14 protein-coding genes and 1 pseudogene are annotated in these 16320 nt (G+C 50.7%); 5 read left to right on the forward strand and 10 right to left on the reverse strand.

The window, feature by feature from the left end; all coding sequences use genetic code 11:
* Window positions 1-417 precede the first annotated feature (417 nt).
* The gene (locus tag O1V66_RS05525) at window positions 418-555 is read left to right on the forward strand and encodes a hypothetical protein (RefSeq protein WP_160292252.1); all 138 of its coding nucleotides are present in this window, start codon (window positions 418-420) and stop codon (window positions 553-555) included.
* Window positions 556-1406: 851 nt separating this feature from the next.
* Here the strand turns inward: O1V66_RS05525 and O1V66_RS05530 are convergent.
* From O1V66_RS05530 to yeaG, 4 genes and pseudogenes are all read right to left on the reverse strand, one after another.
* The gene (locus O1V66_RS05530) at window positions 1407-1739 is read right to left on the reverse strand and encodes a hypothetical protein (RefSeq protein ID WP_152623623.1); all 333 of its coding nucleotides are present in this window, start codon (window positions 1737-1739) and stop codon (window positions 1407-1409) included.
* 83 nt (window positions 1740-1822) lie between these two features.
* A complete protein-coding gene (locus O1V66_RS05535; RefSeq protein WP_330873466.1) occupies window positions 1823-3217 on the reverse strand; it encodes a PhoPQ-activated pathogenicity-related family protein in 1395 nt (464 codons plus the stop codon).
* 512 nt (window positions 3218-3729) lie between these two features.
* Window positions 3730-5002 (reverse strand): annotated as a pseudogene (locus tag O1V66_RS05540) (YeaH/YhbH family protein).
* A gap of 51 nt (window positions 5003-5053) precedes the next feature.
* Window positions 5054-6988, reverse strand: a complete 1935-nt coding sequence (yeaG, locus tag O1V66_RS05545) for a protein kinase YeaG (RefSeq protein ID WP_045048113.1) — start codon at window positions 6986-6988, stop codon at window positions 5054-5056.
* A 496-nt stretch (window positions 6989-7484) separates the two neighbouring features.
* Here yeaG and O1V66_RS05550 point away from each other — a divergent pair, with 496 nt between their 5' ends.
* Window positions 7485-8234 (forward strand): MipA/OmpV family protein, encoded by a 750-nt coding sequence (locus O1V66_RS05550; protein WP_045048112.1) that lies wholly within the window; start codon window positions 7485-7487, stop codon window positions 8232-8234.
* Window positions 8235-8445: 211 nt separating this feature from the next.
* On the forward strand, window positions 8446-9300 hold the full coding sequence (locus O1V66_RS05555) for an aldo/keto reductase (RefSeq protein WP_045048111.1): 855 nt from the start codon (window positions 8446-8448) through the stop codon (window positions 9298-9300).
* A 61-nt stretch (window positions 9301-9361) separates the two neighbouring features.
* On the opposite strand, the gene O1V66_RS05560 is transcribed toward O1V66_RS05555, so the two are convergent.
* Both O1V66_RS05560 and gapA read right to left on the reverse strand, forming a co-directional pair.
* Window positions 9362-10228 (reverse strand): D-hexose-6-phosphate mutarotase, encoded by an 867-nt coding sequence (locus O1V66_RS05560; protein WP_045048110.1) that lies wholly within the window; start codon window positions 10226-10228, stop codon window positions 9362-9364.
* A gap of 146 nt (window positions 10229-10374) precedes the next feature.
* Complete coding sequence (gene gapA, locus O1V66_RS05565; RefSeq protein ID WP_045048109.1) at window positions 10375-11373, reverse strand: glyceraldehyde-3-phosphate dehydrogenase; 999 nt, start codon at window positions 11371-11373, stop codon at window positions 10375-10377.
* Between the two features lie 346 nt (window positions 11374-11719).
* On the opposite strand from gapA, the gene msrB reads away from it, so the two are divergent.
* Together msrB and O1V66_RS05575 are read left to right on the forward strand one after the other, a co-directional pair.
* Window positions 11720-12133, forward strand: a complete 414-nt coding sequence (gene msrB, locus O1V66_RS05570; protein WP_045048108.1) for a peptide-methionine (R)-S-oxide reductase MsrB — start codon at window positions 11720-11722, stop codon at window positions 12131-12133.
* 158 nt (window positions 12134-12291) lie between these two features.
* The gene (locus O1V66_RS05575; RefSeq protein ID WP_045048107.1) at window positions 12292-12564 is read left to right on the forward strand and encodes a YeaC family protein; all 273 of its coding nucleotides are present in this window, start codon (window positions 12292-12294) and stop codon (window positions 12562-12564) included.
* Between the two features lie 114 nt (window positions 12565-12678).
* On the opposite strand, the gene O1V66_RS21980 is transcribed toward O1V66_RS05575, so the two are convergent.
* From O1V66_RS21980 to O1V66_RS05590, 4 genes are read right to left on the reverse strand one after another with little or no spacing between them, the layout of a single operon-like run.
* Entirely contained in the window at window positions 12679-13599 is a 921-nt protein-coding gene (locus O1V66_RS21980) for a GMC oxidoreductase (RefSeq protein ID WP_462127719.1), read from the reverse strand.
* Entirely contained in the window at window positions 13544-14329 is a 786-nt protein-coding gene (locus O1V66_RS21985) for a GMC family oxidoreductase (RefSeq protein ID WP_462127720.1), read from the reverse strand. Before O1V66_RS21985 ends, O1V66_RS21980 begins: the two co-directional genes overlap by 56 nt.
* Complete coding sequence (locus O1V66_RS05585; protein ID WP_045048105.1) at window positions 14326-14862, reverse strand: sugar dehydrogenase complex small subunit; 537 nt, start codon at window positions 14860-14862, stop codon at window positions 14326-14328. The genes O1V66_RS21985 and O1V66_RS05585 overlap by 4 nt, the downstream gene beginning before the upstream one ends.
* A complete protein-coding gene (locus O1V66_RS05590; RefSeq protein WP_045048104.1) occupies window positions 14849-16225 on the reverse strand; it encodes a c-type cytochrome in 1377 nt (458 codons plus the stop codon). Before O1V66_RS05590 ends, O1V66_RS05585 begins: the two co-directional genes overlap by 14 nt.
* Window positions 16226-16320 lie beyond the last annotated feature (95 nt).

Here is a 16320-nt window from a genome sequence, read left to right on the forward strand (position 1 = left end):
AATGGAAAGGCCAAAAAAAGGCGTACAACTATGGGTTTTTATTTGCTAGCAATCAGTGTGCTGTAGCGAAAATTTCTTCAAAAAAGCGCATTGGTGTAGATTTCGGCTTGGATTGCTAACAGACGTGAAAAGAGATACCGCGACATCTAGATTGTTAAGCAGGGTAAAGGGATAGGCGATTGAAGTACCAAGTGATTACGCGAGCTTAAGTGAAGACTGTCTTTGAGAGCTTGGAGGATTGCTGGAAAATCCTACTTTTGATATGAGATTTGTATCACTAATTTCAATTTTGCTTCATAAGGGAGGATTTTCTCTTTCCAGAGATGAGATTTTCATCACTATTTTTAATGATTCTTTGTGTCAACATTTCTTTAACAATAGAAGGGCAGTAGTTATAACAATGACAGGAGCAATATTATGATGAGCGTAAAAACAGTGGCTGGGCACAAATCCACGATGTCGTTTACCGAGAAAGTCTGGTTAGGAATTTTTGTAGTGTGCTCGCTGTTTTGGGTATCGCTTGCCGCAGCAGGCGTCTATGCTGCCATTGCATGAATTCATGCACGGCATATCTCAACGAGTACAAGCACGAATTTATGCAGTAAAGACCTGTGGTTTAATGTAGAGATCTCACGTCGTAATGTCTCTTCTTCAACTACAGGTCTATTGACTAGAGTTCAGCTACCCTCCGCTTATTCTCCAGCCAATTTCCAACACCATGGTCCTGTCCAGAATTTCTCTCACGCCAACACATTATCCGCTACAGTTTTTTCTCTTCCAGATAACGTCATCTTTGGTTTTAATCTTGTAATAAAGATATGGCAGGGCAAACGAGAGCACAAGGGCGGCTAAAAAGAGTTCCAGAACTAAAACAGGACGCGTCGTAGTGGGGTAAACATAGTAGAAAAACACCGATGAGATAACCAGTAAAAGAAATATTATCCAGCGTCTACGTTTTCTGGAATTCTTGTCCAGATAACCTTTAATCATTTGGGCTTTGCAGTTGGAACAACGGGTTACGTTTGCGGGCATTTCGGTATTGCAAATGGAACAGGTATTGGTGTGTGTATGGGAATCTAATGATGTAGTCATGCAAGTTACCGCTGTTAATAAGTATATGCGGATGAAAACCCCAGGTAGATGCAGGGGAAACTAGTAAAGTGACGGTATTAAATTCTAACTGTTCAACAGTTTAGAACAACTCTAACCTTTATGGCAAATCCTGTCATCCAAAAAGATATAAAGAATCGAAACCAAAAAGGTGAGGTGATGAAGAAAGGATGAAACAGGGCTGAAACCCTGTGGGGATTGCAACACGGCAGGGCTGCCGCATGCAACACGCACCCCGATGTTCGCCATTTTAACGGTGGCCAATAATGACATTTTTGGGAGAACTGACTTTATTATTAAAGGAATTGTGATTTTCGCTTCCAGATATAACTATTTCTGTTTTTTAATTTAAAAAACCATAATGGAATGAGTAGAGATAGCGTTAAAAAACCAACAAGATTTAAATATTTAACCAATTGATTGGTCGGGGTGGGATAGAGGTAATTAAAGTAAATAACAACAATAAAGAAAAGAATCACCCTGAAAACATTGATAGTCACCCTTTCTTTATGGCTTATATGTCCTCTTACTCTTTCTGCACCGCAGGCCGCACATCGGGTTGAACCCGTCGCCAGAATGTTTTCACAAAAGGTGCAGGTAAGTTTTCCCGAGTGTTTAATGTCATTCATTTTATTAAGCTCCTTTAATTAGATATTCGGATGCCGTTATTCCTTCCGTGGAATAACGGCGGCGTTTACTTGATATGATTCCGTCACCCAATTCCGCGGCCGGGCAGGGTAGAACATGCTCCGCCTTTGGACTGGGGTGCCGTGGTAGGATATTTATTATCCGGTAAGATATTTACCTGGGTTGTGGCAACAAAGCCGTCTTTAAAGGTTGCCTCGACAAACGTCGCCTCCCAACCCGGAGAACTCTCGGTAAGAGGTATGCTCAGGTTTCCGTTGTCGGGACTTGCCAATGGGGTGGCGGTATAGTTGATACCGCAGGCGAAGCGAAAATCGCGCGCTACGGGATTCACTGCCGTCCAGCGCACGACTTTCACCGGCGGTTCGGAGAACGTGATATCAAGTTGTTGCGCCTTGTCTTTACCTTCAATCTGTGAGGTGAGATAAGGCAACGGCATCTTGTTTTGCAGCCTGTTGATAAAGCTAATCAGGGATTGCTGTGTGAAAGCCAGAATTCCATTGTGGCCCGTATTGGGTGCGACACGCAGCGATTTCTCGCCGGGCAGTTTATTGTAATAAAAGCGGGTATTATCCGGCATGAAGAAGTCATCGCCGCTGGCATTGACGATATATTTCGGGATGGCGAGTCGAGACTGGTAGCTTGTCCCTAAATATTGAAGGGGGTCCTCGATTTTCATTAAATTGGCGAAGCCTGGTGTCATCGCAACCTCGTCGATGCCCTGCTGATAATAAGGGCCAAACGCGATAGGCCAGTTACCGCCGTAAGTGTGATACATATGCTGCATCACTTCCTGCGTATTGAGAACGTCAGCCACAATCGGCACGATGGCTTCGACGTCGGGATCGGAAATAGCAGTTAACCACGTTGCCCAGCCGCGTTTTGAAGCGCCTGTGACGATAAACTTGTTGATATTCTCTTTGGTCAGCTCTTTTTTCGCCATTCTGATGGTCTGTGAAATTGCCGCCGCCATAGGCACATGCAGAGGCAGCGTTTGGCGAGTGGCGGGGTCGTCCATTGTCAGTCGCCAGCTGCGGGCGATACTGTCATCTTCAATCAGTGCCGTTTTGTCATTGCCGTAGGTAAGATTCCGGCTCGGAATGGTTTGCAGCGAAATAACGACGGTATGGGTGGCCCTCGCTACTCTAATCAGAATATCTTCACTGATATCGACGGCAATGACCGCACGCTGGGGAAGCGGATTATCGGGAATGGCGATGGCGACATCTTCCTGCCACTTCACGGGGGAGACGAGATCGTCGGGCGACCACATCTGCGAAATCATCTGATATCGGTTAACTTCTACATCACCATAGAGCTGGTTGCTCATAAACCAATAGCTGAGCGGTTCTGCGGCCAGCTTTTCGCGATAGCAGGAAATAACATGAGAGGGATCGACTTCGCCTCCTTTCAGACAGGCGAGTTCAGGGGAAGCTGCATGAGCATAATTAACATTAGCCAATATAATGATTGGTAAAAATAATAGTTTAATTTTTTTCATTTCTATTCTTCTATCTTTAATAAAGGTTAATATTAATTGCGTCTTTATTACCCATAAAGTTTTTTAACCATTTAAGCCACTCCCCTGTTTTGAAAAAATTAAGGAAGTGAAAATCATGAAATGTAGAGAATAGACAGCGAAAGAATTATAAATCGAATAATTCTTAATATTGGATAACAATTACGCACCAACATAAATAGGGTAACGTCGATCAATATGCACATTCAATAAATAAGCGCTTAACCGGCAGGCTTTTAAGATAATAAGGATGGGGCGGCCGTTACATCATCACTTGCAGCATATTATGCTGTATATTTGAATTAAATTGCGCCGTAGAGGGTCGTAATTGCGGTAGGGCAGATAATGTCAACAAGGGCGTTCTTTTTCAGAATAAGCAGATACTGGCGTGGAGATATTTCGGCAATAAAAAAGCCGGATAAGCAATTATCCGGCTTTTTATGAGTAAGAATGATTCAATTTTCTACAGTTTGCTTGTGGAACAACTCTCTGAACACAGGATAAATGTCCTCCTGCTCACGAATATGCTGCATGGCAAAGTTGGAAAATTGCTGCTGCAAGACTTCATATTCGCGCCAAAGCGTCTGATGTGCTCGACGTGTTATTTCAATATAACTGTAGTAACGGACCATCGGCAGTATCTTCTGGGCCAGCAACTGATGACAAAGTGGTGAGTCATCGGCCCAGTTGTCGCCATCGGATGCCTGGGCAGCGTAGATGTTCCACTGCGCAGGGTCGTAACGTTCCTGTATGACTTCATCCATCAGTTTCAATGCGCTGGAAACGATGGTACCGCCCGTTTCCTGAGAGTAGAAGAACTCCTGTTCATCGACTTCTTTCGCCTGAGTATGATGGCGGATATAAACTACATCGACGTTTTTATACGTCCGACTCAGGAACAGATAGAGCAGAATATAAAAGCGCTTGGCCATATCCTTGGTGGCCTGATCCATCGAACCCGACACGTCCATCAAACAGAACATCACCGCCTGGCTCGAAGGCTCGGGACGACGTTCATAGTTTTTATAACGCAGGTCAAAGGTGTCGATAAACGGCACTTTGGCAATCTTTTGCCGCAGTTCGGCAATTTCTTTACGCAGCCGCTCCTCCTCAAGCAACTGGGCAGGTTCCGTGTTCTCTATTTCGCTCAGCACACCTTCAAGTTCGCGCAACTCGCGTTTCTTGCCGGCCGACATCGCCGTACGGCGAGCCAGGGAGTTTTGCAGTGAACGTACCACGCTGATATTGGCCGGTACGCCGTTGGAGGTGTAGCCGGAACGATGCGTCTTGAATTCGGTCAGCTGCTTGTACTGATTTTTTTCAGGTTGGGCAGCGCGAGATCTTCGAATAAAAGATCAAGATACTCATCCTTGGAGATCTGGAAGGAGAATTCATCCTGACCTTCGCCGTCCTGACTGGCATCACCCTGACCGCCACCCCCGCCACCGCCGCCCGGTGGACGTTCGATACGGTCGTTTTGCACAAAGTGATCGTTGCCAGGATGAACGCGGTGGCGCAAGCCACCGCGACCCTGATGAAACATGGGTTCGTTGATATCTTCATTGGGGATCGATACTGACTCCCCGCTGTTAACGTCGGTAACCGAACGCTTATTGATGGCTCCGGCGATCGACTGTTTTATCTGCGACTTGTAGCGGCGTAAAAGCGCTGGCGGTTAACCGCGCTTTTGTTCTTGCCGTTAAGTCGACGGTCAATAAAGTACGTCATATAGCCCCCAAACAACGTTGCCAACGATCCCCGCTTTACTGAGATGACCCGTTACGATGATTTCCTCACACGCAGATACCATTCACATAACAGGCGAACCTGCTTACGTGTATATCCTTTTTCCATCATTCGGTCGACAAAGTCATCGTGTTTTTTCTGCTCGTCGGTAGAGGTTTTCGCATTAAAGGAGATGACCGGCAGTAACTCCTCGGTATTGGAGAACATTTTCTTCTCGATAACCGTGCGTAATTTCTCGTAGCTGGTCCAGTTCGGATTTCGGCCGCTGTTGTTGGCGCGTGCACGCAAGACAAAGTTGACGATTTCGTTTCGGAAATCTTTCGGATTACTGATACCCGCCGGTTTCTCGATTTTTTCGAGTTCGGCATTCAGCGATTCACGGTCAAACAGCTGGCCGGTGTCGGGGTCACGATACTCCTGATCCTGAATCCAGAAATCAGCGTAGGTAACATAACGGTCAAAAATGTTCTGTCCATACTCTGAATAGGACTCAAGGTAGGCGGTCTGGATCTCTTTGCCGATAAATTCGGCGTATTTCGGGATCAGATAACCTTTCAGGTGCTCAAGGTATTTTTCGGCAATGTCTTGCGGGAACTGCTCGCGTTCGATCTGTTGTTCCAGCACGTAGAACAGATGCACCGGGTTGGCGGCCACTTCGGCATGGTCGAAGTTGAACACGCGGGAGAGGATTTTAAAGGCGAAACGCGTCGACAGGCCGTTCATCCCTTCATCCACACCGGCGTAATCACGGTACTCCTGATACGACTTGGCTTTCGGGTCGGTATCTTTCAGGCTTTCACCGTCGTAAACCCGCATCTTGGAGTAGGTGCTGGAGTTCTCCGGCGTTTTCAGGCGTGACAGAATCGAGAAGCGGGCCAGCGTTTCGAGGGTGCCGGGTGCGCAGGGCGCATGCACCAGCTCACTGTTGCTGAGCAGTTTGTCGTAGATTTTTATCTCTTCCGAGACGCGCAGGCAATATGGCACCTTGACGATATAAACGCGGTCGAGGAAGGCTTCGTTATTTTTGTTGTTACGGAAAGTCACCCATTCGGATTCGTTGGAGTGAGCCAGGATTATCCCGTTGAACGGCAGCGCAGAGATCCCTTCGGTACCGTTGTAGTTTCCTTCCTGCGTGGCGGTCAACAGTGGGTGCAGCACCTTGATAGGCGCCTTGAACATCTCGACGAATTCCATCACACCCTGGTTGGCACGGCATAGAGCACCCGAATACCCGTAGGCGTCGGGGTCATTTTGCGCGTGGTTTTCAAGTTTACGAATATCGACTTTACCGACCAATGCGGAGATGTCCTGGTTGTTTTCATCGCCGGGTTCCGTTTTGGCGATGGCAATCTGTTCCAGAATTGACGGCCAGACTTTTACAACTTTAAATTTGGTGATATCGCCGCCAAACTCGTGGAGGCGTTTTGCCGCCCACGGCGACATGATGGTGCCGAGGTAGCGGGTTGGAATGTTGTATTCTTTTTCAAGAATATGGGCATCCTCCTGAGGGTTGAACAGGCAAAGAGGATGATCGTTAACCGGGCTGCGTTCACCGTTGGCACTGAGCACGTAAATCGGCACTCGTTGCATTAACGCTTTTAATCTTTCGGCAAGGGAGGATTTACCGCCGCCGACCGGGCCCAGCAGGTAAAGGATCTGTTTCTTCTCTTCCAGACCTTGAGCGGCATGCTTAAGGTAGGACACAATTTGCTCGATGGCTTCTTCCATGCCGTAGAACTCTTCAAAGGCAGGATAGCGCGCAACGACGCGGTTGGAGAATAGACGCGACAGGCGGGGTTCAAGCGCGGTGTCGACCATGACAGGTTCACCTATTGCCATCAACAGGCGTTCCGCGGCGTTAACATAAGCACTGCGATCTTGCCGAGCGATGGTAAGAAATTCCTGCAGTGTGAACTCTTCATCCTTGGCAGCTTCATAGCGCTGGCGATAATGGTCAAATATGTTCATAAATGCCCGTCCTTCGTTATTTAGCACAGGTTAAAGAGAGCCAGTAAAGCGGTGGAACAGCTCCCGGAAGAAAATTTCCCCAACTGATTATCTGCCTGACTTCAACAGATTCTGCAACCCTTATGCCAACTTGATGCCAACTTGTTGTCGCTCTTCTTGTCATAAGTAGAGTCATGGAAATCTTCATGAGCAACACGAGCAGGGTGCCTAACCAGCTGTTTTTTTCTCCTATTTATAAGCGTAGTTTGACCTTTGAAAAATTTCCTCTGTTAAATTATCGTTTTGTAAGCCATATCAATGACTCACTTGTAGTAATGTTAACTCCAGCCCTTGGCGCACGTGGGATACAGCCAGACATAGCTCTATTTGGTCATATTAATTTCATAAATCGCATATAAATTATCCGGTTGCTTTAGGATTTTGTGCGCTATCCCTGACGCTTCCTTACGTTTGATTTACACTAGCGTCGATTTTAATTTTTTTATGGAAGATTTTGATGAAAACCCATTATTTTAAAGCACTACCTCTGGTCGCCCTGATTGCTCTTTCCTGTCACACGGCACAGGCAAGTACCTTCTCTCTAGGGGCTGCCGCACTAGGTAGCACCAGCCTGTATAAAGGGTACGACAACAAGTTCTATCCTATTCCGGTCATCGATTACGAAGGGGACAACTTCTACTTCCATTCATTGATGGGTGGCTACTATCTGTGGAAAGATCAGCAAAATCAGCTGAGTCTGGTAGCAGGTTATAATCCGTTCGGTTTCAGAACCCAGGACACGGACGATGAACAACTGAAACGTCTGGACAAGCGCCGCGGCACGCTGATGGCCGGTGTGTCTTACAACCATAACGCCGAATGGGGGACAATTCGCGCCACCTTTACCGGCGACACGCTGGACAACTCCGACGGTCTGGTCGGCGACGTATCCTATCTTTACGCGTTCAAAGCCGACAAATGGGCCGTGGTGCCTGGCGTAGGTGTGATCTGGAACAGCGCAAACCAGAACAAATACTATTATGGTGTAAGCGGTAATGAATCACGTCGCAGCGGGCTGCAAAGCTACAAGCCGGACGACAGCTTCAATCCTTACGTCGAAGTCTCGGCGAAATACAGCTTTGCGCCACAGTGGCAGGCCTTCTTCACTGGCCGCTATATCCGCCTGGCCGATGAAATCAAAGACAGCCCGATGGTAGATAAATCTTATACCGGCGTCATCATGACCGGCGTAAGCTACACCTTCTAATAGAGTCTATTTGACGCGCCGTCTTATTTTGGTGCAGCAGTAGCTTACTAATGGGGCATTACGCCCCATTTGCACATCTGTGGTGCGTGTTGCGCATAGGGGCGAGTTTATCGTCACAATGTGATGTGCCTCACATACAAGAGGGCGTTATCGCGAGTGTGATTTTACCGCCCGGATAACACCGATAAAACAACCTGGACAGGAGCAAATGATGAACGCGAAAACCGTATTGTTTCCAAATGGCAGACGAGTTCCCGCAATCGGACAGGGTACCTGGTTTATGGGTGAGAAAGCGTCGGAGTTTCGCTCGGAAGTCAGCGCGTTACAGTTGGGTATTGACCTCGGCATGACGCTGATTGATACCGCCGAAATGTATGCAGACGGCGGAGCGGAGCGGGTCGTGGGTGAGGCCATCGCGGGTCGCCGCGACCAGGTTTATCTGGTCTCCAAGGTCTATCCGCAGAATGCCGGTGGCGACAAGGCTATCAAAGCCTGCGAGCAGAGTCTGCAACGGCTCGATACCGACACGCTGGATCTCTATCTGTTGCACTGGCGTGGGTCATTCAGACTGGAAGAAACAGTGAGGGCAATGGAATCCTTGCAGCAGGCCGGAAAAATTCGTCATTGGGGAGTGTCCAATCTGGATACGGCCGATATGGAGGAACTGTGGCATGTCTCCGGAGGCGAAGCCTGCATGACCGATCAGGTGCTGTATCACGCCGCGTCTCGCGGTGTGGAGTATGATCTGCTGCCGTGGTGTCGTGAACATGAAGTGCCCATTATGGCCTATTGTCCGCTGGCGCAGGCGGGGCAGCTACGTCACGAGGTCCTGCATCATCCCGTCATGCAGCAACTGGCACGTGCCAGGGGCGTGAGCAGTGCGCAAATTGCGCTGGCGTGGGTGACACGCTTCGATAACATTATCGCCATTCCAAAGGCGGTACAGCATGACCACGTGCGCGACAACGCGGCGGCCTTGACGTTAAAACTCAATCCCGAAGAGATAGCCCTGATCGATCAGGCCTTCCCGACGCCGGCCCAGAAAACACCGCTCGATATCGTCTAAACAAGTTTATTATTTAAAAGGGACGCCTCCGGGACGTCCCTTTTTTATTCTGTTTCGGCGCTTATTTAACACCAAAACGCACGGCCAGTCTGGCGGGCGCAGTTTGCGTGCTGATTTGAGAATGCATGACGGCAGCGGTTTCGACACAGACCATGGTCTGGTAACCGTCATCGGCCATATCTTTCATTGACGCGGAAAGCACGGGGCCAGGGTTCCAGCTCACCACGTCGCTATTTCCCTGATGCCTGACGCTCAAAGTGCGATTCAGAACGGGATCGACAATCAGGCTTTCGGTAGCGGGTTCGGTAAAGATGCGGTCAACCTCGCCATCAAAGGTGAGGGGGCCTTGCAGCACGGCTTTTTCGCCGCCCAAAACCTTGTCAAGGTAAGGCTGACCTAAACCTTCGACGCTGACTTTGGTGATGTCACCAATTTCGAAATAGGCGTGCAGCGCGCTGGTGGTTTCAAAATCACCGTGCGATTCAAGCTCGATGGTGCACTCGTCACCAAAGGTGAAATGCGCGTGCAACGTAAAATCATGCGGCCAGTGTTGTCGCGTTTCTGCGCTGTCTTTCAGGGTCAGCGTCAGCTGCACCTTCTCGTCGTCTTCCGACTGCGCGGTCAACTGCCACGGCAGATTGCGCGCAAAGCCGTGCGAGGGTTTACCGGCAGGACCAAACCACGGCCAGCAAATCGGCACGCCGCCGCGAATGGCAACGCCCGGTGTGAATGCCGTCTCGCGGCTCAACCAGATAACCGGCTTTTGCCCCGCAGGCTGCCAGCTGACGAGATGGGCACCTTGCAGGGTAATGGCGGCGCGGCCCTTGGGATGGGTCACGATCAGCACGGGTAAATCGGCAATCTGGCACTGGCTGACCGCAGGAGAGAGCTGTTTTTGTACCGGAAGCGTAAAGAGTTGTTCGGTCATTGTTGAGTCCTTTGCGACGTGATGAAACCAGGACAGGAGAGCTGACAGAGAGGAGCTTCAATAAGAAAGGGCGACACGAATGTCGCCCTCTGTCAGTTCACAAATCGCCTGCACGGAAGGGAATAAACCCATCCCGATGCATTCACTTATTTGTTGGCGATGTGGGAAATCAGGTCCAGAACTTTATTTGAGTAGCCAGTTTCGTTGTCGTACCAGGAAACCAGTTTCACAAAGTTGTCGTTCAGGGCGATACCTGCTTTAGCATCGAATACGGAAGTCAGTTTTTCGCCGTTGAAATCGGTAGAAACCACTTCATCTTCAGTGTAGCCCAGGATGCCTTTCAGTTCGTTTTCCGAAGCACGTTTCATTTCGGCACAAATTTCTTTGTAGGAAGCCGATTTTTCCAGACGTGCAGTCAGGTCAACCACAGAAACATTAGGGGTTGGCACACGGAAAGCCATACCGGTCAGTTTACCGTTCAGCGCAGGAATAACTTTACCTACTGCCTTCGCAGCACCGGTAGAAGAAGGGATGATGTTCTGAGATGCGCCGCGGCCGCCGCGCCAGTCTTTATGAGACGGGCCATCAACGGTTTTCTGTGTTGCGGTGGTCGCGTGAACGGTGGTCATCAGCGCTTCAACGATACCGAACTTGTCGTTCAGAACTTTAGCCAGCGGAGCCAGGCAGTTGGTCGTACAAGAGGCGTTGGAAACGATCTCCTGACCATCGTAGGACTCGTGGTTAACGCCCATGACGAACATCGGGGTGTCATCTTTGGACGGGCCGGTCAGTACAACTTTCTTGGCACCAGCCTGGATGTGTTTACGTGCGGTTTCGTCGGTCAGGAAGATACCGGTCGCTTCAGCGACGACGTCAACGTTCACTTCATTCCATTTCAGGTTAGCTGGGTCACGCTCAGCGGTAACACGGATGGTTTTGCCGTTAACAACCAGATGACCGTCTTTCACTTCAACGGTACCGTCGAAGCGGCCGTGAGTTGAGTCATACTTCAGCATGTAAGCCATGTAGTCAGCGTCCAGCAGATCGTTGATTGCAACGATTTCAACGTCAGAACGTTCCTGCGCAGCACGGAAAACGATACGGCCGATACGGCCGAAACCGTTGATACCTACTTTGATAGTCATATATTCCACCAGCTATTTTTCAGTGAATAAAAGGTTGGTTGTAAAATTACAAAAACCTTGGTGAGCGTCAAGCGGAATCGTGTCAATAGTTGCGGTAGGTCAAACCTTGCCTCCACGATCGTGCGCTTATTGTACGTTCCGTTTCCTAATTAGCTGATACGCATATTGGGGCGTAATAACGAGTATTAAACACCTTCCAATCAAATATGTGATCGTAATCACACATGTTTTTGCGACCGCACCAATGGCATAGAGTTTAAGCCAAAACCGCCTGACTCGTTGTTACTTTTTTGTTATTATTAGCAGTTAAATTAGTTGATTTTTTATCGCGATGAGAGCGGCAACTATGTCCAATGAAATCAAAGATACCCCTGAAAATCCACAACTTACTGATATTCAAAAGTATGTGACCCAAGAGCGTGGTACCGAGCGTCCTTACTCCGGTAAGCTCCTCCATAACGATCGTGAGGGCATTTATCACTGCCTGGTCTGCAATGCGCCCCTGTTTTATTCGACAACCAAATATGACTCCGGCTGTGGCTGGCCAAGCTTTTACGAGCCGGTAACTCACGATTCCATCAAGTATTTGACCGATAACTCCCACGGAATGGAACGTGTCGAAATCCGTTGTTCGAACTGCGATGCGCATTTGGGGCACGTCTTCCCGGACGGCCCGGAACCCACCGGCGATCGTTACTGCGTCAACTCGGCTTCCATGAGCTTTATCGACGGCGAAAACGGCTCCAAAACGGCCGGTTGAAACACGGGCTTCGTGGAGAAAGGGACCCTTTCATCTGGCGTTTTCTCCGCGTTTACCCCATGCGAATTTCAGGCATAATAATCACAAAATCGATTCAGCTAATTATTCAACCGATAAGAATAATTGGTGTATTCGCCTAGCTGGCAGGAGTATTTAAAGTGGAAATTCATGAACTGGTAGACGTCATGACGCCCGAGATTTACCAGCGTCTCGCGCAGGCCGTCGAGTTAGGCAAATGGCCGGACGGCGTTCGTTTGACCGAGCAGCAGAAAGAGCACAGTTTGCAGGTCGTCATGCTGTATCAGGCCAGGCACAATGTCGATGCCCAGCACATGACGGTCGGCACCAACGGGCAGATTGTTACCAAAAGCAAGCAGGAGCTTAAACAACAGTTTCTTGACGACAATTTGATACGCCTGAAGCCTGAGTAAACCTCGCCTTTCCTCATTGAATGGCGGTAAAGCAGGTTCCTGCCGTACAGCAACCTGCTTCCCTCCTGCCGCTTGCCATCAAGGGCATCCGACGCCCACTACTCCTGTTATTGCTTAACTTTCCATCGTCTCGAGCAGATGTTTCGCCAGCCGCAAACTCAGCGCCGCGCCCGTCAACGTAGGATTCATGCACGAAGCCGACGGCATCACGCTGGTTCCGGCGATAAACAGGTTAGGGTGGTCATGACTCTGGCACTGGGCATTCACCACCGAATTTTTAGGGTCATCCCCCATAATTGTGGTGCCCATAATGTGCTGGCGGTCCTGATAACCCGTATCGACCTTGAGCACCTCGGCATCGAGCAACTTGGCGATGTTGGCGAAATCCTTCAGTGCGACCTCTTTTCCGGCTTCCCAATAATCCGTCACGCTGTAATAGATTTCGGGCAACGGGATCCCGATGGCATCGGTTTTTGTCTTGCTGGGCACCACGCGGTTTTCCGGTAGCGGTAAAGTTTCGAAATCCACCGCGAAGTTGAGGGAGCGGGCGGATTGACGATGCAGTTCGGCATCCAGCTTCGACCCCAGTACCCCTTTGCCGATAAGCGCGGCGGCATAGTCTGCCGTCGGCACCGTATTGCGGATTTTGGTCTTGTAACTCGGAAAATCCTTGCGGAATGCGCCGTCGCGATTGTTGAGATACACCAGCAGCTCCGTCGGCCCCTGACCCGGCCACACATCTTCTTTCATCATGATATTCATGCTGATGCCGGTATGGCCCATCAAATTACGGCCCACCTGATCCGAACTGTTGGCAATCCCGTTTGGATACCGTTCAGAGGTCGACATCAGCAACAGCTTGGGAGATTCAATGCCATAGGCCGCGAGCACAAAGTGGCGGGCGGTGAGATGATGTTCGGAGCGGTCGGGTTTTCGGTACCACACGCCCGTGATATGACCTTTATCATCGGCTTCGATTTTATAGACCACCGAGTTGTCGAGCAGCTTTGCGCCAAGCCGGTTCGGCTTCGTCAATATGCATCGAACCGTCGTACTTCGCCCCGATTGGGCAAACCGGATTGCAGTTGTTATTGCCCGCGCAGACCGGCCGCTTGCCATAGGGCACTGTGGCGCGTCCGTTGGGTTCCAGCACCGGGTGATAGCCGTCCTTGCCGAGCAACTCGGTGATCCGGGTAAACAGATAACTCGGGGCCAGACCTTTCATCGGGAAAGGGGTGGAACGTGGCGGCCACGGGCGCTGGCCCTGACCACTTTCGTCCTGTCCGTCTACCCCCGAAACCCCGAGTTCATGCTCGGCACGTCCGTACCACGGCTCGAGCTCGTCATAACCAAACGGCCAGTCACGCCCGCGTCCGTACAGGCTTTGCAGTTTAAAATCGTTCGGGATCATACGCCACAGCGCCGAGCCAAAGTGCCAGGTCGTGCCTCCCACCACACGCAGATACTTGGTCGGATATTTCACGGGTCCGGTCTGTTGCAGATAGCTGCCATAAGTGGACGGCACGTGCGGCAGGTCAGGATAGGGTGACCCCACGCCCTGCAGTTTCATGTTGGTCAGCGACATCTTGAACGGCGAGTTTCTAAAGCGCTCGACAATCTCCTCGCGTTTGATACGCGGACCCGCTTCCAGAATGATCACCGATTTCCCGGCTTTGGCCAGCTGAGTGGCGATAAGACCGCCCATCACGCCGGAACCGATGATTATCACCTCGGCATCGACGGCTTTGTTGTTATTGTCGCTCATGCATTTACTCCTTTTACCGACGTCGATGCGCCGGGTTTGCTGCCCCACGAATCAGGGCCGCCGCCATAGCTTGGCACCACCAGAATACCGCGCGTAGGGAGATACATCAGGGCGTCGGCATAGGCAATCAGCTCTAGATGTTCGCCTTCGCCCACCACCCCCGTGTACCAGGCCGAAATAATAAGCGAGGCGGTTTTCAGGCGCGGGTCGTCGGCGCTTAGGCTTGCAAGAAAGTCATCGACGTGTTTGAAGTTATGCGCATTGACGTAGTCACCGAGCGCGGCAAGACGGCTTGAGAAGTCGGCATAATGTTTTTGCAGCGTGGCATAGTAACGTTGGGCCAGCACGGGGTTGACCTCCCGGCTGACCAGGAATGCGGAAAGCGGCAGAAATCCGCTGTCTGACATTGCTTGCGCCTGCGCCTTGATGGCCGGAAACAGCGAGGAAGTCATGGCGGCAAAAGAGAGTATGCCCATGCCTTTCAGAAGGCTGCGACGGCTTACGCCTGCCTGGTTAGCATTATTGTGCAGCATGTTTTCTCCTTCTTTTTGCCACGCCAAAGCCCAGGGCCAGTAAAATCAGGGCGAAAATGACGACACCGATGATGAGAGACGAAGGTTGAGCCAGTTTGGCCAGCAGCGGCTTTTCTCCGCCTTCGCGAATAGTGCGGACGTTATCTTCTGTCACCGTCACCTGCGCATTGCCGTAATGCTTGAGCACATAGTTGCTGACGTCGGCAATCTGCCTGTCCGTCAGACGCTCGCTGAAATTGGCCTCTGGACCAAAGGCGGGCATGGCAATCGGGTTGCCCTTGATGTCGCGACTGACGCCAAACAGAATGGCCGCAACCAGATTGTCGGGACGATCCGCGCCCGTTGCGCTGTTGTTGAACAGCGAAGGATAATGCGCGTTGCCTTGTCCGTCCGCCTGATGGCAGTTGGCGCAGCTGCCGCTGTACACTTTCCAGCCTGCATCGACATTCTCCGTCAGGCCCCGCAGCTGACTTTCGCTGGTGGAGGGCTGTCCGAAACTGTCGCGGGATTTTTTCTCGCCGTTATTGATGGCCGGGATCTGCTGCAAATACGCGACCATGGCCCTGATATCCGCGTCGTCGAGATGCTGGAAACTGTGCTCGACCGCCTCGGCCATCGGACCCGCAGCCTGAGCCTTGCCGGTTACATGACCTGTTTTGAGATAAGCGGCGAGGTCATTGCCGGACCAGCTTCCGATGCCTGCTACCTTGTCCGGCGTAATGTTCGGCGCATACCAACTGCCCAGTTCGCCGCCCGACAGCGCCTTGCTGTCATCCTGACCCATCAGCGCATTTCGCGGCGTATGGCAGGTATCGCAGTGCGCAAGCGCATTGACCAGATAGTCTCCGCGATTAAGCTCGGCAGAGCGGTTGGCCGTCGGCTTGAAGGGTTGATGGGTGGCAAACAGCGTGTTCCAGAGCGCCATCGAACTGCGAATATTGAACGGGAAGGGAAGATGAGTCTGGGTCGAGGGGGTATCAACCGGTGCAACGCCATGCATAAAGTAGGCATAGAGCGCGTGGATGTCCTCATCGGTGATACGCGCATAGGAAGTGTAGGGCATGGCAGGGTAGAGATTTTCGCCCTGCGGCGTGACACCGTCACGCACTGCGCGAGCAAAATCCTGTTCAGTATAGTTGCCGATACCCGCCGTTTTCGACGGCGTAATGTTGCTGGCGTAAATCGTCCCGAGCGGGGACTGAATCGCATAGCCGCCTGACATCGCCGCCCCTTCTTTGGGCGGAGTATGACAGGCACCGCAGTCAGCGGCGACGGCAAGATAGTGGCCTTTCGCAATGAGATCTTCCGGACTGGTGGGATCCGCCGCCACGGCGTTGAAACCCGTGGCAAAAAGTGTACCCATCGCAAGAGACAGACAGCGTCTTCTCACGGCATTGCTCCTGTTGAATAAGTCGTATTATTTTTTTATTTTTCGAGGTGATGTATTGAAAAAAGGGG

Source organism: Rouxiella chamberiensis, from assembly GCF_026967475.1.
Taxonomy (GTDB): Bacteria; Pseudomonadota; Gammaproteobacteria; order Enterobacterales; family Enterobacteriaceae; genus Rouxiella; species Rouxiella chamberiensis.